Annotated in this window: 15 protein-coding genes and 1 riboswitch; of the genes, 6 read left to right on the top strand and 9 right to left on the bottom strand. The window is 41.0% G+C overall.

What is annotated here, in order from left to right; translation table 11 throughout:
* Nucleotides 1–99 precede the first annotated feature (99 nt).
* Nucleotides 100–1,986, bottom strand: a complete 1,887-nt coding sequence (gene htpG, locus M472_RS32510; protein WP_021070081.1) for a molecular chaperone HtpG — start codon at nt 1,984–1,986, stop codon at nt 100–102.
* A 437-nt stretch (nt 1,987–2,423) separates the two neighbouring features.
* Nucleotides 2,424–2,518, top strand: a riboswitch (SAM-I-IV-variant riboswitch).
* Nucleotides 2,519–2,585: 67 nt separating this feature from the next.
* Here htpG and M472_RS32505 point away from each other — a divergent pair.
* Nucleotides 2,586–2,873 (top strand): hypothetical protein, encoded by a 288-nt coding sequence (locus tag M472_RS32505; RefSeq protein WP_021070080.1) that lies wholly within the window; start codon nt 2,586–2,588, stop codon nt 2,871–2,873.
* Here the strand turns inward: M472_RS32505 and M472_RS32500 are convergent.
* Nucleotides 2,870–3,982 (bottom strand): DUF2891 domain-containing protein, encoded by a 1,113-nt coding sequence (locus M472_RS32500; protein ID WP_021070079.1) that lies wholly within the window; start codon nt 3,980–3,982, stop codon nt 2,870–2,872. The two genes, M472_RS32505 and M472_RS32500, sit on opposite strands and share 4 nt — an antisense overlap.
* A 117-nt stretch (nt 3,983–4,099) precedes the next feature.
* On the opposite strand from M472_RS32500, the gene M472_RS32495 reads away from it, so the two are divergent.
* Together M472_RS32495 and M472_RS32490 are read left to right on the top strand one after the other, a co-directional pair.
* Nucleotides 4,100–4,762: a DUF937 domain-containing protein gene (locus M472_RS32495; protein ID WP_021070078.1), complete on the top strand. Its 663-nt coding sequence runs from the start codon at nt 4,100–4,102 to the stop codon at nt 4,760–4,762.
* Nucleotides 4,763–4,913: 151 nt separating this feature from the next.
* Nucleotides 4,914–6,119: an MFS transporter gene (locus tag M472_RS32490; protein ID WP_021070077.1), complete on the top strand. Its 1,206-nt coding sequence runs from the start codon at nt 4,914–4,916 to the stop codon at nt 6,117–6,119.
* Nucleotide 6,120: 1 nt separating this feature from the next.
* On the opposite strand, the gene M472_RS32485 is transcribed toward M472_RS32490, so the two are convergent.
* The 7 genes from M472_RS32485 to M472_RS32450 form a co-directional block, all read right to left on the bottom strand.
* On the bottom strand, nt 6,121–7,275 hold the full coding sequence (locus M472_RS32485) for a BaiN/RdsA family NAD(P)/FAD-dependent oxidoreductase (RefSeq protein ID WP_021070076.1): 1,155 nt from the start codon (nt 7,273–7,275) through the stop codon (nt 6,121–6,123).
* Nucleotides 7,276–7,287: 12 nt separating this feature from the next.
* Complete coding sequence (locus M472_RS32480) at nt 7,288–8,703, bottom strand: M14 family zinc carboxypeptidase (RefSeq protein WP_235049495.1); 1,416 nt, start codon at nt 8,701–8,703, stop codon at nt 7,288–7,290.
* A 140-nt stretch (nt 8,704–8,843) separates the two neighbouring features.
* Nucleotides 8,844–9,890 carry a S66 peptidase family protein gene (locus M472_RS32475; protein ID WP_021070074.1) on the bottom strand — a complete coding sequence of 349 codons (1,047 nt, stop codon included), beginning with the start codon at nt 9,888–9,890 and terminating at the stop codon, nt 8,844–8,846.
* A 118-nt stretch (nt 9,891–10,008) separates the two neighbouring features.
* A complete protein-coding gene (locus M472_RS32470; protein ID WP_021070073.1) occupies nt 10,009–11,343 on the bottom strand; it encodes a dihydroorotase in 1,335 nt (444 codons plus the stop codon).
* Between the two features lie 65 nt (nt 11,344–11,408).
* Nucleotides 11,409–12,080 carry an ATP-binding cassette domain-containing protein gene (locus tag M472_RS32465; protein WP_021070072.1) on the bottom strand — a complete coding sequence of 224 codons (672 nt, stop codon included), beginning with the start codon at nt 12,078–12,080 and terminating at the stop codon, nt 11,409–11,411.
* Between the two features lie 336 nt (nt 12,081–12,416).
* Nucleotides 12,417–14,255 (bottom strand): UbiD family decarboxylase, encoded by a 1,839-nt coding sequence (locus M472_RS32455; protein WP_021070070.1) that lies wholly within the window; start codon nt 14,253–14,255, stop codon nt 12,417–12,419.
* A 74-nt stretch (nt 14,256–14,329) separates the two neighbouring features.
* Nucleotides 14,330–15,184: a Rossmann-fold NAD(P)-binding domain-containing protein gene (locus tag M472_RS32450; protein ID WP_021070069.1), complete on the bottom strand. Its 855-nt coding sequence runs from the start codon at nt 15,182–15,184 to the stop codon at nt 14,330–14,332.
* A 243-nt stretch (nt 15,185–15,427) separates the two neighbouring features.
* Here M472_RS32450 and M472_RS32445 point away from each other — a divergent pair, with 243 nt between their 5' ends.
* The 3 genes from M472_RS32445 to odhB all read left to right on the top strand — a co-directional run bounded on the left by M472_RS32445 (nt 15,428) and on the right by odhB (nt 20,799).
* Nucleotides 15,428–16,615 (top strand): deoxyribodipyrimidine photo-lyase, encoded by a 1,188-nt coding sequence (locus M472_RS32445; protein ID WP_021070068.1) that lies wholly within the window; start codon nt 15,428–15,430, stop codon nt 16,613–16,615.
* A gap of 152 nt (nt 16,616–16,767) precedes the next feature.
* Nucleotides 16,768–19,506, top strand: coding sequence for a 2-oxoglutarate dehydrogenase E1 component (locus M472_RS32440; RefSeq protein ID WP_021070067.1), 2,739 nt, complete (start codon nt 16,768–16,770; stop codon nt 19,504–19,506).
* Nucleotides 19,507–19,572: 66 nt separating this feature from the next.
* Nucleotides 19,573–20,799 (top strand): 2-oxoglutarate dehydrogenase complex dihydrolipoyllysine-residue succinyltransferase, encoded by a 1,227-nt coding sequence (gene odhB, locus M472_RS32435; protein ID WP_021070066.1) that lies wholly within the window; start codon nt 19,573–19,575, stop codon nt 20,797–20,799.
* The last annotated feature ends 18 nt before the right edge of the window (nt 20,800–20,817 follow it).

Genomic DNA, 20,817 nt, shown 5'->3' with positions numbered 1-20,817 from the left:
AAAAGTAGGTTTTTTATCGATATACTCCAAATGTTTTTAACAAAAAATCCTCATTGCATAATAACACAATGAGGATTAAGCGATTATTTTTCGCCCATATTAAATCATCTCTACACTTCGCTTGACAAACGATGTCAAATCAGCTCCTGTTAACAAACCTCTGGACAATAATGCCAGATCAAAAGCCTGTTTAGCCAACTTCTCTCCTTCAGCTTCACTGCTTTCTAGAATACGTTTTACTAACGGGTGATTACCGTTTACGGTCACTTTATAATTGTCAGGAATATTACCATAGAAGCCCATACCCCCACCAGTTTTAGCCATATCTTTCATACGTCTCATAAACTCATCCAAAGTTACAGACACGGGCAACTCATCTTCTTTCAAGGCCTCGATCTGTACATTCATATCCTGACGGTTAATAGCTTTTTGGAATAACTCCGTAGCCTTTTTACTCTCGTCCTCATTCAATAGCAGATCAATCTTCTCATCTTTCTGGATAAGTTTGTCGATGATATCTGAATCGATACGTTTCAATTGTACCTTTTCACCTCCCTTTTGCTCTAAGTAAGAAGCAAAATGCGTATCCAATGGACCATCTAGAACCAGTACATCGTAACCTTTAGCCGTAGCTGTGTTGATAAAACCGTCTTGTTGATTAACGTCTGAACTGTATAAGTATATAATGTTGCCTTCTTTGTCGACCTGAATATCTTTCACTTTTTCATAGTACTCTTTCAACGTAAAACTTTCGTTGGAAGTGTTTTTCAACAGACAAAATTCATTCGCTTTCTCCGCAAACTTCTCATCACTCAACATACCATACTTGATGAAGAGACCGATATCAGTCCATTTATCTTCAAAGCCCTTACGATCGGCTTTATAAATCTCCTGAAGTTTGTCGGCTACTTTCTTAGTGATGTAATTGTTTATTTTTTTAACATTACTGTCTGCCTGTAGAAAAGAACGGGACACATTCAACGGAATATCCGGAGAATCGATCACACCATGCAATAACATTAAAAACTCAGGGACAATGTCTTTAACTTCATCCGTAATAAATACTTGACGAGAATAAAGCTTGATTTTATTGCGCTGAATTTCTAACTCATTCTTTATTTTGGGAAAATAAAGAATACCTGTCAGATTGAAAGGATAATCCACATTGAGATGAATCCAAAATAAAGGCTCATCCATGGAAGCGGGATAAAGCTCACGGTAGAAGGCCAAATAATCTTCATCCTTCAGCTCGCTAGGAGATTTTGTCCATGCAGGATTCGTATTATTAATAATATTATCGACCTCTATTGATTTATATTTAGGCTTACCTTCTTCATCTTCGCCATCGGGCTCCGATGTCGTCTTCGTACCAAAACGGATAGGTACTGGCAAAAATTTAGCATACTTGTCCAAAATTTCCTGCAACCTAAATTTACTAAGGAATTCTGTCGAATCTGCATTAACGTGCAAAATCACGTCTGTTCCACGTGTCGTACGTGTTCCCTCGGAGATTTCATAGGAAGTATTGCCATCACAAGTCCAATGCGCTGGTTCAGCGCCATTCTGGAAGGAGAGCGATTGAATCTCCACACGATCAGCAACCATAAAAGCGGAGTAGAAACCCAAACCGAAACGACCTATGATTTCGTTCGCATCGTTTGCTTCTTTAAATTTCTCCATGAATTCTGTGGCACCCGAAAAAGCTATCTGATTGATATACTTCTTTATTTCATCAGCCGTCATTCCGATACCATTGTCCGATATGGTAATAGTTTTTGCTTCTTCGTCAAATTTAACGTCGACCAGTAAATCCCCAACTTCACCATTAAATTGTCCAAGAGAAGCCAATCTTTTAATCTTCTGAGAGGCATCTACCGCATTGGAAACCAGCTCTCTTAAGAAAATTTCGTTGTCTGAGTATAAAAACTTTTTAATCACCGGAAATATATTCTCGGTATGAATCGAAATACTACCCTTTTCTTGCATATGTATTTTACTGTTTAACTATTTATTACTGCAATCAACTTATCAAGGGCTGTTCCAAAATTGACTTTAAGACAGAATGTCAGATTGACCGGTCAGAAGTACTCTAGTTTTGTCATTCCTATCTGCTTATCCCCATCTTAGGCCCTAAATTATATTTTAAATTGTCTAAACAGATAATTAACTGAGTAGAAATAGAGGGTTTATAGAGATTTACCTCTATGAACCCTCTACAAACCCTCTATTATTGCTCTATAAACCCATCATAAATAAAGAGGTATTATCAGCCAAAGTAGCTGTTAATATCCTATAAAGAAACATACATATACAGGAAAACCTCCAAAAAGAGACGTTTTTTTTATGAATGCATCTATTTTGTTGATACAACAATCCAATAACTTGCAAAAGTTTTTGTTTTTATCAAAAAGTCCATTAATTTTGTAGAGTATTCAGAATTGCATGAAGCAATACCAACCGAGTGTAGTCACCGCGGTGGTAAAATAATACGGGTGCGAAGCCAAAATAAACGTTATAGTGACGCTTGTTTTTCCCACAGATTTCTGGATACAATTTATAGTTTAACATTTAAATTTTTAAATTGTATGTCTACAACACGTTCATTCTATCAGCATCTACTCGAAAAGTTTTCGGCTTACTCCACAGAAGAGCTCATACATCTCAACAATGAGACTGTCAAAAGTCAGGGATGGGGCTCATCGAGAGCGACTTTTAGAACAGCCATTATCGCTGCTTTTTCGAAGAAGGGTATTGACCTCTCCCATATTGTCACCAAAAATGACGGTTTTACGAGTATCCTGTCGGTACCCGTAAAACTGGTCGAAAACACGCTCGTTCCGATAAACGGCGACCCCTCTATTGGAAGAGATTAATGGGCATGATCAAGCGCGTACAGCGCAAATGTGCCCAACCAATGTGAGCCCATATAGTCATCTTGTGCGGAAAGGCTGGGCAGTGAAAAACCAATATGTTCATCGGCTATCTTTTTCAGATAATCGAGCTCTGGTATGGCTTTAGCGATTCCGTAAAGACAAGCTGCACGACTATAGTTCAATCCATCCAGATGAACTAATTTGCCATCGGTACGATCTTTAACAACAGCAGGAGAAATAGCAAAGTCTACATTAAACAGCGAGGGCATAAACTTCTTCAGCCAATGGCTATATGCTTTACTATCGAGTGTCTTACTCATCAAGTAAGCCTCCTCCAGACAGGGAGACAAGAAATCGTAACCGCTGGGTTCATAGACAAGATTGCACTCCATATCATGACCAAAAAGGCGTTGGCTGTGTTTCACAATATCTGCTTCAAAAGCAGTATCTCCTACCGTACGCGCATAATCCAAAGACAACGAAAGACTAAATGCGGAATTATCGTGTTGGCCTGCGCGAATAGGATAAACCAACTTGGGCAGATAAGTTCTATAACGCATTACCAGAAGGTCTACCAACGGTTGTAGATGAGCCTTCCATATCTTTGCATCGCCATCGTCCCATCGTACTAAACTCTCCTGAAGCTTAAATAACCATGCCCATCCATAGGTGCGTTCGAAACTCATATTATTAACGTCGTTGAAAAATGCCATTTCTACGGCAACATTATCAGCGGTAATATGCTTATTCAGAAGCGCTCTAACCTCTCCTTCCTTATCCAGCTGAGGGTACTTTTGCAGCAGTTCCACGATCGACCAATAACCGTGGACAGACGAATGCCAATCAAAGCATCCATAAAAAATAGGCCTTAGCTTTTTCGGGGATTTCAAATCTGCATCAGCACCCAGTACTTGCCCCAGCTTATTGGGGTATTCAATTTCTAAACAATGAATAGGTAAAGAAAAAATCTGAGCAGCTTGTTTTTCCGTCAAAACAATACCAGCACTATCTGTAAAATCAGTTTTCCTTTCCGTTATCGAATTATGGCTACATCCAGAAAAAGAAAGAAGGTACACCAGGGCTAAAGGGATATATTTTTTGATTTGCATTTTGTATTTTTATCTAGCTTTAAATGAGATTCTTTTAAAAATATTACAATTCCTTGAAACTATCAAGGCTATGATGCCTTACCACAAATAGAAACGAAAAACAAAACACTAAAAAACATGAACCTTACAGACTTAGTTACAGGTGGCGTTGGCTCTAAAGCCATATCTACGATTGCCAATTTATTGCATATTGAAGAGAGCAAAGCAAAATGGCTGGTAGCAGCAGCGGTCCCTTTAATGATTGCTGCGCTCAACTATAATTCCAAAAAAGGCGAGGACCAAGAAGCTGGAATTAACAAAGCACTGGATCAGCATAATGGCGGTATCCTGGACCAATTGGGAGGTTTGCTTGGTCAGGCTCCTTCGGATGATGACAATAAGATTGTCAACCATATGTTTGGCAGTAACACCGAAATGGTTAAAAATAACCTTTCCGCCAAGACCGGCATTTCCTCGGATAAAATAGGTAGCGCTCTAGCTGTACTCGCTCCTATCGTCATGGGATACTTGGGCAAACAGAAACAGGCACAAAGTAATGGTGGTGGCATGGGTGATCTTCTGGGAGGTATATTGTCTGGGGGTTCAGAATCCTCTGCAGGCGGAGGACTGTTGGGCAGCATATTAGGATCTGTCTTGGGTGGTGGAAGTCCCGATGCACAACAAAACTCCCCAAACATGGGTAATATTGGCGATCTCGCAGGTGAGTTTTTCAACAAAGAAAAAAAATCAGATCAAAAAGGCTCTGTATTGGATTCTTTGGTAGGTATGTTTACCAAGTAAGTTGTATCATTAGGAGGTTATGGAGTTATGTCTATAACCTTTTTTACTTTACAATTAGATATAAAACCTTAGTTTTGTAGCCTTAAAACACCTTATCGAAGGTGCTAAACAGACATCATCAAGATGATTTCTTTTCCAAAAAAGGTTTTAAATGTCTATAAATAAAGGTTTAATAGCACTTGCATTCGGGGGACTGGCTATCGGGATGACCGAGTTCACCATGATGGGAATTCTGCCCGATATCGCAGCAGATATAGAAATTGATATCCCTACGGCCAGCAACTTGATTGGTCTATATGCCCTGGGCGTAGTTGTTGGGGCTCCTACGCTAGTTGCCGCGACATCAAAATATCCGGCAAAAAAGGTATTGCTATTCCTGATGCTGCTGTTTTTCGTCTTTAATGCAATTTTCACTTTTGCACCTAATCATTGGAGTCTTTTTGCTTCGCGATTTATTTCAGGTCTACCCCATGGGGCTTTTTTTGGAATCGGTTCCGTTGTTGCAGCCAAACTGGCCAAACCCGGTAAAGAGGCACAGGCCATTTCCATGATGTTTACAGGAATGACGATCGCCAATCTAGCAGGTGTACCTTTAGGCACCTACATAGGCCATCACTACTCGTGGAGATTCACCTACGGAGCCATATCTCTTCTGGGACTCATCACCTTTCTGGCTATTTATTTCTGGATGCCGGTCATTCCAGCTAACAAAAACAATAATGTCGTACAGCAAATCAGTTATTTCAAACGATGGGACGCTTGGCTGATGGTTGCCGTGATCGCTATCGGTACAGGAGGTCTTTTTGCATGGATCAGTTATATCTCCAAATTGGTAACGACCGTTTCTGGTCTATCCCCAGACCAGGTGTCGACCGTTATGATCCTAATCGGTGCAGGCATGCTTGTCGGCAACCTCATTGGTGGCAGGTTGGCAGACCGCATATCCCCAAGCAAGGCTGCGATCACCAGTTTCGCGGCTATGGCTTGCTGTCTTCTGATCTTATTCTTCGTTGCCCATATTACAGCTTTGGCTTACCCGATGGCTTTTATAACCGGAATGATCGCATTTAGTATCGGTTCTCCTTTACAAATGATGCTGATCAATAACGCCAAAGGAGCTGAAACTTTTGCTGCCGCAGGTGGACAGGCTTCTTTTAATATAGGGAACTCATTGGGTGCATATTTTGGTGCCATTCCGATAGCGTATGGTTTTGCTTATAATTACCCATCGCTTATTGGTGTAGCCATGGCCGCCACAGGCGCTGTCTTAGCTTATATTTTTCTTCAGAAGGTAGAAAAAAAGCAGAATCAAAAAGGGCGAAAATTTGAAAGTCTTGAAGAACTGGAGCAGGCTTAGCTTAAGCTCTGCCTACCCAAGCACCTGTACTGAAACAGGCTTGCAATAAATATCCTCCTGTAGGAGCCTCCCAATCCAGCATCTCACCTACGCAATGAACATTGGGGTATTTGTGCAATGCCAAGTTTTCACCCAGCTCGTCAAAGGAAACTCCTCCGGCTGTCGAGATGACTTCATCCATAGGTCGTAATCCTACAACACGTATAGGAAAACATTTAATCAATCTTGCTAATGCAACTGGGTTCATAAAAATGGTCTTTTCAGCACTCTTTAACAGGTAGATCGCCGTTTTGGAAAGATTTAGCTTTTCTTTTAATAAGTGGGTTACACTTCCTCCAACACGTAACTTATCGCTAATGGTATTTTCCGTTAAGTTGGGCTTAAGGTCCAGGTACAGATCAATAGGAAACACATCTTTCCTTGTAAATCGATTCATATAATAAAGCGGACTCCCCTCTATACCGTATTGGGTAAATACGATCTCACCCAAGCGTACTTCCTCTCCATAACGAACAGCAATATTTTTTAAGACCTGTCCCTCGAGAGCAGACCAATCGTCCAAGGTATTGTATCCAGAATTTGCCGATTGCAAGGGTCTTATTTGTATACCTCTATCTTCCAATATCCCAACCCAAGATGCATCGGAACCTGTTTTTGCCCAAGAACCGCCTCCCAATCCAAGTATTAATTTTTGATAAGGTCGACGTAACTGTTCGTCTTTATGATTTAGATACACATAATCTTTGTCAAAATCGACGAACTGGTGTTGATAGAAAAAAATGACTCCTAATTTTTGGAGATATTGCAGCCAAGCTTGTAGTACGTGAATGGGTTTGACCTGCCTTTCGGGAAAAACCTTTCCCGAGCTGCCTATATAGGTGGGGATACCTATGGTTGACAGCCAATCTCTAGTCGATTGATTATCAAACGACCGAACTATTTCCTTGATTTGCTGCGCATCATATTTTTCAACAAAATGATCAATAGGTTCACTATGGGTAAGATTGAAACCACCATCTCCTGCTACCAGAAATTTTCTTGCCGCCGCCTTATTTTGTTCGTACACATGTACTTTATGACCCCGAATCGCCAAATACTGTGCCGCCATTAGACCGGCAGGGCCCGCTCCTATAACAATAAAAGGATTATGATCCATAAATACGTTACCTTAGTGGATCCTGCTTTTAAACAGCTGTCCTTTTATATCCTTCGATAAATCGATGAGGTAGCCATTGAAAACAGCATAGCGGAGGCCGCCTTTTTGATCGCCAATGTAAAAATTAGTGGTGCCACCAAGATCTAAACTTGTCGTTGGAAAGAACTGCTTCTGCGTGAAAAAGTGAACAGGGTAATTGTGCAAACTGCTTGCCTTGGTACTTCCGATGGTTTTAACCGGTACGGCCATGATTCCTCTTTTCAATAGGCCAAAAGCATCTGTCTGTGAAAGTACAGAAGCACTGTCCAGAACTACAGTTGACACTTTAGCTGGTATAAACTGTAAGCCTTGTGCATCGACCTCATCGTAACCAAAGGATTCCAATAGATCTCCAATATCTTCTATACGTCCTCGAACAAAATAGTCTCGGTTTACCGTGGTCTCCCCTCGACGTATTCCTATATCGGTACGGTAACTTGTAGAATCTGTCTTAATCTCCAGGTTGCGGATTACTACGTCATGAAGCTGTGAAGCGTTAAATGGTATCTTCTCGTAGTCACCAATCGGATATCGATCATAAGAACCTTCCGCAATCTGTATCAAGGCATTGAGAATGATAATAAAATTAAGTTTCCTTATTTCTTGTTTCTCTGGGTCTCCTTTACGTCCTCCGGACTCGATTAGGATGGTACTCGCTCCCCAGGACTGAAAGTTGTCTCCAAATCCACGAGGTGTATGAGCATCATCATATTTAGCAACAGCATGCGGAATATACTGCTGCAGCAACTCATTCATGCCGACAATTATCTTCATCGCATCGCCCCGTACTTCATTGATCTCACGCTCGTAATTGTAAGCTGGCGCCAATAGCGAAATCTGTACAGGATTACTTGTTTCTGGCACATTGTAATAAATATTCTGATCATGCAGGTTAAAGCCGTATCTCGGCTTTAATACGTTCGCCCGCTGTTTCAACAATGCACCTTCCACCGTCTGACCAGCTCGTGCATCTCTGTTCATGTCTATACTCTGCGCGGTACGCCTGGTATAGCGTTCGGCCCCATCCGGGTTTAGCATCGGGATAAAGTGTAAACTTAATTTCGCTTTGAGCAATTCGCGAACGGCATCATTCCCATCCTCCTTGCCTTCTAGAAAATTGAAGAGATCAAACAGAGCCATGGTTGCCGTAGGTTCATCTCCATGCATTTGCGACCACAGCATGACCACCTTATCACCTGCCCCATACCTGAGCTCATAAATAGACCTTCCTTCAAATGACGTACCGATCGGCTCGACTTCCAGTATTTGTTTTTCTTTATGTTGCTGAACTAAAAAATCTACATCGGTATGTTTGAATCTACGATGTTGAAGTGTTTGCTCTTTATAGGTATTGTAGATGTTGTTAAAAGTTGTTGTATCTAAATTCATAGCTGAAGAATGTTCTGTTACAGGCGTTTTTTGCCTATCACAGGTAGTGATTGCTCCAAGAATTAAAAGTATCGCAAAGAATTTCATGTAAATTTCCTTATTTAGCCTCTATAATTAGGGATCGATCGGAGTCGCTTGTATCATATCAATGATCTCTCCAGGTACTCGATCTTCCCTAAAGTTGCATCCATACGCGCTCTCACACCAACGGGCATGAGAAACTGATCGGAGATATGACCAATCATCGCGCCAGAATATGCCGGAATACCTAGCGGCTTGATATAATCGTTGAGCATCTGCTCCACGGTCAGCGCTCCATAACCACCGGATGGCCCGCAATTCGTGCATTTACCAAATATAAAACCCTTAATTTGCGATAAGATTCCCGTATTCATCAGTTGGCAAAACATACGATCTAAACGATCTGATTTCTCGTCAATCTCTTCTATAAACAATATCGTATCACGAAAATCTGGTAAATAAGGGCTGCCGCAGAGCCCTGCTAACAGGGTGAGATTTCCTCCCAAAATAGTTCCTTCGACAACACCTGGAGTGATGGTCTGAATTCGATCTTTATATTGAATAATCTGGCTGTCCGACTTTTTTGGATTTTCAAACGAGGCTAGCTTATTGTCGAAAAACTGATCTTTAAACAGCTTAGCAACATAATTGCTCCAGGTGCTAATCCCTACGACACCATGAAAAGAAACAAGGCCTACTTTAGCATAAAACGCTAATAGCAAAGCCGTAACATCGCTGTAACCCAATAGTATTTTAGGGTTATTGGCGACCAGGTCATAGTCGATATGCTGCAATAGACGTGAGGCACCATTTCCGCCACGAATACAAACAATCGCCTTTACGGACTTGTCTGCAAACATACCATGCAGATCTTCCAATCGCTGTTGATCGGTACCCGCTAGGTTTCCATAACGGGCGCGGAGGTTTTTACCTTCTTTCACGGAAAAACCAAAATAAGAGAACACCTCCTTGGCCATGGTGATAGACTCTTCGTCTTCTACTGCTCCCGCAGGAGCGATAAGCCCAATCGTATCTCCTGCCTTTAGCACAGATCCTTTTAACAGCTTCCCGGCTGTAGCTATATAGTCTCCAGCACGAGCAATTGTTGAAAGTGATACTGCACCTGCACCAATGCCTAACGCTTTTAAAAAATCTCTTTTGTTCATTCTGTTATCGTGTTATCTTGTTATCGAGTGAACGTGTTATTCTGTTATAAGGTGGACTTACAATCACGCTAACCACATCACTTGTTAACTACATCCCTTTATAACCTTATAACTTACTTTACCTGTTAAACAACAACCGATGTCCGGAGCCGACCTCTATAATCTTACCCTCTGAAAAAGCAAGGTTTCCGGATACGATGGTGTGTACAATCGTTGATGAAAAGGTATGCCCTTCAAAAGGAGACCAACCACATTTGGAAAGAATATTGCTCTTATTGACCTGATAAGGTTTATTTAGATCTACCAAAACCAAATCGGCCCAATAGCCTTCACGAATATATCCTCGTTGTTCGATTTCAAAACAAATGGCAGTATTGTGAGCGGTTTTTTGAACCAATTGCGCTAAGGTCATTTTACCTTGTTGCACCATATCCAACAATGCTTGTAGAGCATGCTGTACTAACGGCCCTCCAGAAGGAGCCTGTAAATATGTCTGCTCTTTTTCTTCCATAGTATGGGGTGCATGATCTGTCGCGATCACATCGATGTGTCCATCCAACACCGCAGCAAGAATCTGATCTCTATCTTGCGCCGTCTTTACAGCAGGATTCCATTTGATGTAATTACCTTTCTGCTGATAGTCGGCATCTGAAAACCAAAGGTGATGTATACAGGCTTCCGCCGTAATCCTCTTCTGTTCTAAAGGTACATTATTCTCAAACAGTGCTGTCTCTTTACCTGTCGAGATATGCAGTATATGTAAACGTGTATTATTTTTCTTCGCTAAGTTCACCGCTTTAGAGGAGGATAGAAAGCAGGCTTCTTCGGAACGGATGAGCGGATGCATGTCTATAGTAACTTCTTCACCGTACAATTCTTTATAATGCGCCAGATTAGCTTTAACCGTCGCCTCGTCTTCACAATGTGTAGCGATGAGTGTAGGCGCATTTTTAAATATCTGATCCAGGGCTTGCTCATTGTCCACTAGCATATTACCGGTAGAAGAGCCCATAAATATTTTAATTCCGCACACATCCCGAGGATTTGTTTTCAACACCTCTTCCAGATTGTCATTGCCAGCTCCCATAAAGAAAGAATAATTGGCCAGCGAACTATCTTGTCCGATATCATATTTATCCTGCAATAAACGTTGTGTCAACACATTAGGAATGGTATTGGGCATCTCCATAAACGATGTCGTACCGCCTGCGACCGCAGCTCTACTCTCTGTAAAAATATCAGCCTTGTAGGTCAACCCAGGCTCGCGGAAATGGACCTGATCATCTATCAACCCGGGTAGAAGGTGAAGGCCTTCTGCATTGATTTCCTTATCGGCCTGTAAATCCAACTGTTTACCTATTTTTTCAATGCGTCCATTTTTTATAAATAGATCCAGTGCTTCTATTTTTCCTTCGTTTACAACTTGTGCGTTTTTTATTAAAAGAGATGACATATCTTGATTTGAGTAGATTAAAATGATACACAAACTTACTAAACAAAACGCTCAGCACCTATTTTTTAATCATCAAAAGTTCCTTCGGGTACGTAGAAACTTTCTAAATCCCTCTTATTCTCGATCTGCCTACACCCACCATTTTGCAACAGCAGGATCCTATTGCTGATATCCAAGACCGAATTATAATGGTGGTCTGAAATAACAAAACCTTTAGCATGACTGTAACGTAGGATAAGTTGTTGTATACGTTCTTTCAAATAAGGCGCTACACCAGAAAAAGGTTCGTCCAACAGGTAGTAGGTGGCCTTTTGTCCCAATAAAAGCAACAATTCCAAATAGCGCTGTTCTCCTACGGACAAATCGGCTATTTTCTGAGAAAGAACTTTTTGCAGGATTGGATCTGACATTATCTGTTCTTTTTCATTCCCATCCTTCAACATAAAAGAAATCATCTGTACAACAGTTTTACTGGTAGGGAGAAAACGGTGCTGTGGTAGATAACATACTTCCTTGGAAAGATAAGGATAACGAATACGCTTTCCGTCAAGCCTGATCAAACCATTCTTAGGTTTCTGGATACCAAATAAAATTTTCAGAAGTGTCGATTTACCACAACCATTACGCCCCAGTAGGGCTACAACCTCCCCCGGCTTACAATTGATAAAAACGCCAGACAATAGGCTATATTGATTTCTATAGCTAAATGCTATAGAATCGGCATACAACTCCTTCATATCCACAGCAGGGGTAAAAAAACTGCACCGACGGCAGTGTTTATCAGAAATGAACCGAAAACCAAGCGGAGTTGTGAGTATCCTAGATTACAATAGATATACCTTGCTTTTTTATAAAAGAAAGAATACAACCATACGCTGAGGAAAAAGCCGAAAGAAACGAAAACCCAATAGAAAAGATCTATCGACATCATACTAAACGCTGTAGTTAATGCTACATTAACCGGTAGAATTTGCTTATAGTAGAACCAGTATACCTTCATAATTTGGATTTGCAACTCCAATATAAAGGAATACATTCGGCTTATCCTATTTTTTTAAGATTTTTAACACATCCTAAATAATACCGTGCAACGATCCGCCTTTAACACCCAATCGATCGATATGGCGTTCCACAGTCTCGTCCTTAATCAAATCAGGTGCATGATGCGGCTTACGGCGTGCATCTATAATAACAGGTCCTTCGCTGCCCCAATGCTTATACCTCGTAAAGGATTGGATACCGTAGATATCAAAAGCTGGATTGGACTTGGTAAACGTAATCCACACAAAATTATTGACACTCTCTGCTGCAAATCCCGCATCATCGACCAAAACCAACATAGCAATCCCTCCAAAATCAATCTCTTTCGCCGCCTCGCACCAAGCCTCCAAAATGCGTTGCTCCTCTTCATAAGAAGTAAATGCTGCTCCATCCAAAACGAGTATCCCCGGTAGCGCCAACTTAGCATTACTAAATGGCCTTGGTAGACTCATATTGCCCGGCACCTCTGTCAACAAGGTACGCTTCTTGGCACCTGCTGCGGCAAAAACCACCTTAGATCCGGCATTCAGACCATCTCCGGAATAATCCAGTGTATCTATTGTGGTGTTGGTATGAAAGTGCAGATCGCGCGTTAAATCTATACGCTCGAGCACATGACTAAAATAGGCAGGAATATCATGGATATCCAATTGAGGATTATCCTGATCAGCTGTTATAAACAAATATTTAGCAAGACTTAATTGATTTTTGCCTAAAATCTGATTAGCAATAGTCAATATCTCTTGTGGCCGATCCACTTCCTGATAGGGTGTATAACTTTCTCGTCCAATAGCAAACAGTAGCGGGTGTACACCTGCCGGATCTACGGCGTGCACAGCTTTCAATCCTGCTATTTCTTTTGGAATAGCGCTTCCTGTTATTTCATGGATCAAAGCACCAAAACTTGTATCCTCCTGAGGGGGGCGTCCTACTACAGTAAAGGACCAGATGGGGTCTTTTTTATGGTAGACATTATGCACCCGCATTAACGGGAATGGATGTGTCAAACTATAATATCCGATATGATCGCCAAAGGGACCCTCAGGCTTATTTTCATTGGGATATACGGTACCTGTAATAACAAAATCGGCATCAGCAGAAATACAGAAACCTTCGTGATCATAGAAATAACGGAATCGGCGATTACCCAGGGCGCCTGCAAAAATCATCTCGGACAGTCCTTCTGGTAAGGGCATCACTGCGGACAAGGGATGTGAGGGTGGCCCTCCAACGAATATACTGACCTTAAGAGGACGGCCAAGAGCGTTTGCTTTTTGTTGATGCACTCCAATGCCACGATGCAGTTGATAATGAAGTCCTATTTCCTGATCCTGAATATAGTCATTGCCGGATAGCTGAATGCGATACATACCCAGATTGGCTTTCATAACTCCCGGATGCTCAACATCCTCCGTGTACACTTGTGGCATCGTTACAAAAGCTCCCCCATCCATAGGCCAATTCACAATCTGAGGAAGCTTACTGACACTTGTCTTACCGTAAAGAATAGGTGCGTTTGATTTTTTCTTCCAAGGCAGTGCACCAAGAGCTACTGCAGAAGATCCAATATACTGCAATGGATTTTTTAGGACAGCAGTGGGATCCATCTTTACATCGACCAGTTTCTTTATATGAGGCAGCGTATCACGGAACATAAACTTAGAACGGTCCATAGTGCCGAACAAATTGGATACCGCCGGAAACTCCGATCCTTTTATACGTTCAAACAACAATGCCGGCCCCTCTGCATCAAACACCCGCATATGAATAGCGGCCATCTCCAAGTAAGGATCCACTTCTTCTTTTATCCGTACCAAATGCCCATGCTGTTCCAAATCAGCTATACAAGCCGCCAAACTAGAGTATCCCATATCTTTGCTTAAGTGAGCAACAAAAATAGCAGAATATTTCAGCTAAAAAAAGTCTTATAAGTTCTAGCAAATATCTACTCAATAGGCGAAACTGTAAAATCAACCTGCTCTCTCCACACCGAATTGTCAGTCTCCTGGGCCCCCATAATTCCTAACAAATAGTCATTATACACTTCGACGTCTATTCCGTACAAAATTTTATTGAGCCATATAGACAATGTTCTACTCGGCAACGAAAAAACATTGTATTTGATATGCTTACCAAATTTTTTGATATTCCAATGTATTAATTCATTAACACTCATCAGTCTTTCTCCGCCGAACTCTATTCGTTGGTTGATAAAAGTAGACTGCCAATCTACTTTTTTAATAAAAGCGAAAAGATCGGACAATATAATAGGCTTAAATTTTATACGCGCCAGACGCTGGCATATATATATCGATTTGTTCTGGAGGACTTCGTCCATCAGCCCCTCAAAAGAACTCCCAGGCCCTACAGCCAAATCTTTAAGAAGAATAGTATAGCTTACCTCCGATTCAACAAAAAGAGATTCGACCGCATCCAAATAGGACTTATCATAGGTCCGTCCTACATAAATAATACGATTACATCCGTTACGTTGCGACAGAAAAATAAAATTACGCAATGCCAATAACTCATACTGTACACCGAGTTGATCTTTTTGATTCGGAATCTGAGCAAAATATATAGACAAACCTAAATCTCCAACATGAAAATTATCAAAGGCTTCCTTTCTCTTTATAAGATCAATTGAAAACAGTGTCGCATTAACATCTTCAACCATCGTCCTCTTCAGAAGGCCAACATCCCGAACAATACCAAAAACCCGATAGCCCTCACCCGTCAGATAAGTTAATCCTGCACGACCGAGATAAGAATTCAATCCACATAACAATAAATTCGTCATCCTAGTTTACACTTACATAGTATATCCATTAGAAATAAGCTTAGTTTCCATTTTTTTGTTTCAACAAAAATAAAATACTCTAGGGATTCTGTTCGTTAAAAAAAGCTAAATGATTGTTTTAGCCACAACAAGCTCCAAATTGTTTAAATATTGTAAATATTCAAGCTTGATCATCCGACAATCCTTTAAATGTAATATCTTTACAGAACTTGAATTTAATCTAAATAAGTACGTGGTAGGTAAATGAGCAAAAAGGTTATTTTAGTTTGGTTTAGGAATGATCTTCGTACCCATGACAATGAGGTATTGCAAAGTGCTATTCAGAAAGCAGATTTTATTATTCCAGTTTATATTTTCGACCCCCGCTATTACCAAGAGAATAAATTTGGTTTTAAGAACACCGGAGAATTTCGAGCAGACTACATCGCACAGACAGTGTTTTCTCTAAAGGAGAAACTGCAATCTCTCGGCGGAGACTTGTTGACCTATGAAGGTTATCCCGAGCAGATCATCCCACAACTCGTTCAAAAATATGACGCAGATGAAGTCTATCATCATCGCGAGGTCGCGAAGCGAGAAACGGATATTTCAGAACTTGTGGAGGAGGAACTTTGGAAAGTAAAAAGAAATTTACGTCACTTTATTGGTCACACCCTGTATCATAAGGAAGATTTGCCTTTCCCAATTCGGGACATCCCTAATGATTTCAACACTTTTCGCAAAAAAGTTGCAAAAGAAAGCTTTGTTCGTGGATGTATAGATGATGTGCAAGTAGTTAATATCCCTCCTCATCTTGAAAAAACTGTTTTCCCTTTTGATTTGGATTTTTCCCAATCAAAAAGTGATTTTGGCGAAAATGCAGCAAATGCTATGTTAAAAAAACTAGTCAAAGAGACAGAGGTAAATATGGAAAGTTACACCGAACTATCCCCCTACCTTGCTTTGGGCGTACTTTCTCCAGCCTATACCTTTCACTTTCTCACAGAAAACATCAACCCTAAAAATAAAAAAGGGATCAATGTCTTTTTAGAGAATCTGATGTTGAGGGATTATTTTCGATTCATGTTAAAAAAATATCCAAACTGCTACTTTAAAAGCAAGGGAAAAAGCCCGGAGCACGCCGCATTGGCGTCATGGACTAGCGGAGACACATCGAACAGCGTAGTGAACACACTAATTCTCCAACTCAACACAACAGGAAGGCTTACCCGCAGAGAAAGGGAGATCGTAGCCATGCATCTCATCTATGAACTTAATGAGGACTGGTTGGCGGGGGCAGCTTGGTTCGAGCAGCAATTGATCGACTATGCACCAGCAACAATTTATGGTTTTTGGGCGCATATCGCCGAACAGGGAACAAGTATCAAAAACAATAAAAATATAGCAGATTGGGAGAAAGTAAAAGCGGAGCTTCCGAAAGACGTCGTTTAGCATTAAAATCACAATTATTTATTCAAGTTTGCCATTTAAATTTATGGCTACCGAATTGACACGATTTAAGTACAAAAACTTCAATTTCAGTACTCGAAACTCCTATTTAATTCCTAAATTTGGCAAATTCTTTAGACTTATATCAAAAGTAAATGGATAAATTGACATATTTGAGTAACGCCGACTCGAGCTATATCGATGGGTTATATCAAGCGTACAGGCAAGATCCGAATTCGGTAGATTTTGGATGGCAAAAATTTTTTGAAGGTTTTGAGTTTGGTCAAGGCGCTGAAGCAGTCAGCATTGACACCGAAAATGTTTCAGAGCATGCTCTGAAGGAAATCAACGTGTTAAACATGATTCACGGCTATAGAGACCGCGGACACCTGTTTACGCACACCAACCCTGTCCGTGAGCGCAGGAAGTACTACCCAGGCAAAGAACTGGAAACTTTCGGCTTATCGGAAGCAGACATGGATACTGTGTTCAATGCAGGTATTGAAGTCGGCTTGGGACCTGCCAAATTGCGCGATATCCGTCAACTTATCGAAGATACTTATTGCCGTTCTATCGGTGCTGAGTTTAAGTATATACGTAATCCTGAAAAAATCAAGTGGCTGCAGGATCGTATGGAAGCTGACCGTAATACCCCGAGCTACTCTACAGAGCAAAAGAAACGTATTCTTCAAAAGCTAAACAGAGCGGTTGTATTCGAAAGCTTCCTAGGCACCAAATTCTTGGGCCAAAAGAGATTTTCTCTTGAGGGTGCCGAAAGTTTGATCCCTGCCTTGGACTCTGTTATGGAAAAAGGTGCAGACTTGGGTCTTCAAGAATTTATGATCGGTATGGCGCACCGTGGTCGGTTAAATGTATTGGCTAATATCATGGGTAAGCCTTACAAAACCATCTTATCTGAATTTGAAGGTAAGATGTATAAAGAAGAAGATCCTGAATTGAAATTTGGCGGTGACGTTAAATATCACCTAGGCTACTCTTCGGATATTACCACTGATAAGGGAAAACATATCCACTTATCATTAGCGCCTAACCCTTCTCACCTGGAGACGGTAGATCCTATCGTTGAAGGAATGGTTCGTTCTAAAATTGACATGAAGTATGATGGGGATTCTTCTAAAATCGCTCCTATCCTGATTCATGGTGATGCTGCTATTGCTGGGCAAGGTGTCGTATACGAGGTTACACAAATGTCTAAATTAGATGGTTACAAAACTGGTGGTACTATCCATATTGTAATCAATAACCAAGTTGGTTTTACCACTAACTACAAAGACGCTCGGTCAGGCACGTACTGTACAGATGTTGCCAAAATAACATCTTCTCCTGTATTCCATGTTAATGGAGATGATGCCGAAGCCGTAGTATATGCAATCAATCTGGCGGTAGAATATCGTCAAAAATATAAAACCGATGTTTTCATCGATTTATTGTGTTACCGCCGTTATGGACATAATGAAGCTGATGAACCTAAGTTTACACAGCCTCTTCTGTACAAGCTTATCGAAAAACATGCTAACCCTAAAGAGGTTTATGCGAAAAAACTCATCGATGAGGGTTCTATAGAAACTTCATATGCCAAAGAAGTCGAAAAAGAATTTAAAGACTACTTACAGAGCCAATTGGATGCTTCTAAGGCTGTAGAGAACCTAGAAGAAGAAGTTCCGATGTTTGGTGGTGCTTGGAAAGGTTTACGCCCTGCAAAAAGAGCCGACATCTTCCAAACAACGGAGACCAAAGTCAGTGATAAGGTTTTTAAAGAACTGGCTACACAGATTACTTCTCTACCAAAAGACAAGAAATTCTTCCGTAAGATCTCTAAGCTTTTTGAAGATCGTGCGGCCATGATTGGTAAAGATTCGTACGATTGGGCAATGGGTGAGTTGATGGCTTATGCAACACTATTGAATGACGGTAAGCGTGTTCGTATTTCGGGACAAGATGTACAACGTGGTACGTTCTCGCATCGCCATGCGGTACTGACTTTAGAGGATTCTGAGGAGAAATACGTACCATTGGCTAATGTCAAAGGCGGCGACAAATTCAGCATTTATAACTCCTTGCTTTCGGAATATGGAGTATTGGGTTTTGAATATGGTTATGCTTCAGCCAACCCACAGGCACTCACTGTTTGGGAAGCGCAATTTGGAGATTTTTACAACGGTGCACAGATTATTGTCGATCAATACTTAAGCAGTGCGGAAACAAAATGGAAACGTTCTAATGGATTGGTTATGATGTTGCCACACGGTATGGAAGGCCAAGGGCCAGAGCACTCTTCTGGTCGTATCGAACGCTTCTTAGAATTGTGTGCCAACGATAATATGATTATCGCCAACTGTACGACACCGGCTAACTATTTCCATTTGTTACGTCGTCAATTGGTACGTGACTTCCGTAAACCACTGATTGTATTTACGCCAAAAAGTTTACTCCGTCACCCTAAAGTAGTCTCAAAACAGGCTGACTTCACAAAAGTCAATTTCCAAGAGGTTATAGATGATACTGCTGTAAAAGCAGCTTCTGTTAAACGTGTCTTATTCTGTTCCGGAAAGATCTATTACGACCTATTGGAAAAACAACAAGCTGATAAACGTAATGATGTTGCTATCGTGCGTATTGAGCAATTGTATCCAGCGCCAGTTGAACAACTACAAGCTATCCATAAGAAATACAATAAAGCTTCCGAATTCATCTGGGTTCAGGAAGAAAACGAAAATATGGGCGCTTGGCCTTACTACTGCCGTACATTCCGCAAATCCGATATCGAATTTACGGATGTTATTTCTAGAAAAGAAAGTGGTAGCCCAGCAACTGGTTATATGAAACAGCATATCGCTCAACAAGAAACAATCATTAATAAAGCATTCGAATAAACATTTATAGAAGCCAAACGTTGTATATTATACGATATACAACGTTGGTTTTAAATAAGAACACATATGAGCTTAGAAATCAAAGTCCCTACGGTTGGTGAATCAATTACCGAAGTAACCTTAGCCCAATGGCTAAAAGAAGATGGCGACTACGTCGAAATGGACGAAAACATTGCCGAACTGGAATCAGACAAAGCTACATTTGAGCTCCCAGCAGAAAAAGCTGGCATCCTGCGTATTATCGCTCAAGAAGGCGATACGTTAGAAATCGGAGCTGTAGTATGTACAATTGAAGATGGCGATGCTCCTACTGGAGATAAAAAAGCGGAAGCTCCTGCTGCAACAACAACAGCTGCATCTCCATCGACAGAAGCATCTGAAAATCCAGATTCTTATGCTGCCGGAACAGCATCTCCTGCAGCTGCTAAAATTTTGAGAGAAAAAGGAATTGATCCTTCAACTATAAAAGGTACAGGCAAAGACGGCCGTATCACCAAGGAAGACGCAGAAAAGGCACAAGCAAAACCTGCAGCTCCTAAGGCTGAATCTAAGCCAGCCGCGACACCTGCAGCAGCTCCTGCTATCGCTGGCGCACGTAACGAACGCCGCGAAAAAATGAGCTCTCTGCGCAAAACTATTGCTAGACGTTTGGTATCTGTAAAAAATGAAACGGCTATGTTAACTACATTCAATGAAGTGAACATGCAACCGATCATGGATTTGAGAGCTAAATACAAAGACATGTTTAAAGAGAAACATGGTGTAGGTCTAGGTTTCATGTCTTTCTTTACTAAAGCGGTAACTACTGCATTAAAAGAATGGCCTGCGGTCAATGCTCGTATCGAAGAGAACGAAATTGTATACTCTGATTTTGCAGACATCTCTATCGCTGTTTCCGCTCCAAAAGGATTAGTGGTACCAGTTATCAGAAATGCAGAATCTATGTCGCTGTACCAAGTAGAAAAAGAGGTGATCAATTTGGCAACTAAAGCGAGAGATGGTAAATTAACCATTGAAGAAATGACAGGTGGTACATTCACGATCACTAACGGTGGGGTATTTGGCTCTATGATGTCAACACCAATCATCAATGCTCCGCAATCAGCTATCTTGGGTATGCACAACATCGTACAACGTCCGATTGCTGAAAATGGTCAAGTTGTAATCCGTCCTATGATGTATGTGGCTCTTTCTTATGACCACCGTATTATTGATGGGCGAGAATCGGTAAGTTTCTTAGTTCGTGTAAAACAATTATTAGAAGACCCTGCCCGCTTACTATTAGAGGTATAATCTTTTAAAAAGAATACA

It is taken from the genome of Sphingobacterium paucimobilis HER1398, assembly GCF_000416985.1.
GTDB classification, from domain to species: Bacteria; Bacteroidota; Bacteroidia; order Sphingobacteriales; family Sphingobacteriaceae; genus Sphingobacterium; species Sphingobacterium paucimobilis.
This window is presented reverse-complemented; position numbering and strand designations above follow the sequence as displayed.

Bases quoted from the DNA above. Each gene is read 5' to 3' on its own strand.
- odhB (WP_021070066.1), top strand. From the start codon at position 19,573: ATGAGCTTAGAAATCAAAGTCCCTACGGTTGGTGAATCAATTACCGAA.
- M472_RS32465 (WP_021070072.1), bottom strand. From the start codon at position 12,080: ATGAAGGAGTTGTATGCCGATTCTATAGCATTTAGCTATAGAAATCAA.
- M472_RS32505 (WP_021070080.1), top strand. From the start codon at position 2,586: ATGTCTACAACACGTTCATTCTATCAGCATCTACTCGAAAAGTTTTCG.
- M472_RS32470 (WP_021070073.1), bottom strand. From the start codon at position 11,343: ATGTCATCTCTTTTAATAAAAAACGCACAAGTTGTAAACGAAGGAAAA.
- M472_RS32445 (WP_021070068.1), top strand. From the start codon at position 15,428: ATGAGCAAAAAGGTTATTTTAGTTTGGTTTAGGAATGATCTTCGTACC.
- M472_RS32450 (WP_021070069.1), bottom strand. From the start codon at position 15,184: ATGACGAATTTATTGTTATGTGGATTGAATTCTTATCTCGGTCGTGCA.
- htpG (WP_021070081.1), bottom strand. From the start codon at position 1,986: ATGCAAGAAAAGGGTAGTATTTCGATTCATACCGAGAATATATTTCCG.
- M472_RS32485 (WP_021070076.1), bottom strand. From the start codon at position 7,275: ATGGATCATAATCCTTTTATTGTTATAGGAGCGGGCCCTGCCGGTCTA.
- M472_RS32455 (WP_021070070.1), bottom strand. From the start codon at position 14,255: ATGGGATACTCTAGTTTGGCGGCTTGTATAGCTGATTTGGAACAGCAT.
- M472_RS32440 (WP_021070067.1), top strand. From the start codon at position 16,768: ATGGATAAATTGACATATTTGAGTAACGCCGACTCGAGCTATATCGAT.
- M472_RS32490 (WP_021070077.1), top strand. From the start codon at position 4,914: ATGTCTATAAATAAAGGTTTAATAGCACTTGCATTCGGGGGACTGGCT.
- M472_RS32500 (WP_021070079.1), bottom strand. From the start codon at position 3,982: ATGCAAATCAAAAAATATATCCCTTTAGCCCTGGTGTACCTTCTTTCT.
- M472_RS32495 (WP_021070078.1), top strand. From the start codon at position 4,100: ATGAACCTTACAGACTTAGTTACAGGTGGCGTTGGCTCTAAAGCCATA.
- M472_RS32475 (WP_021070074.1), bottom strand. From the start codon at position 9,890: ATGAACAAAAGAGATTTTTTAAAAGCGTTAGGCATTGGTGCAGGTGCA.
- M472_RS32480 (WP_235049495.1), bottom strand. From the start codon at position 8,703: ATGAATTTAGATACAACAACTTTTAACAACATCTACAATACCTATAAA.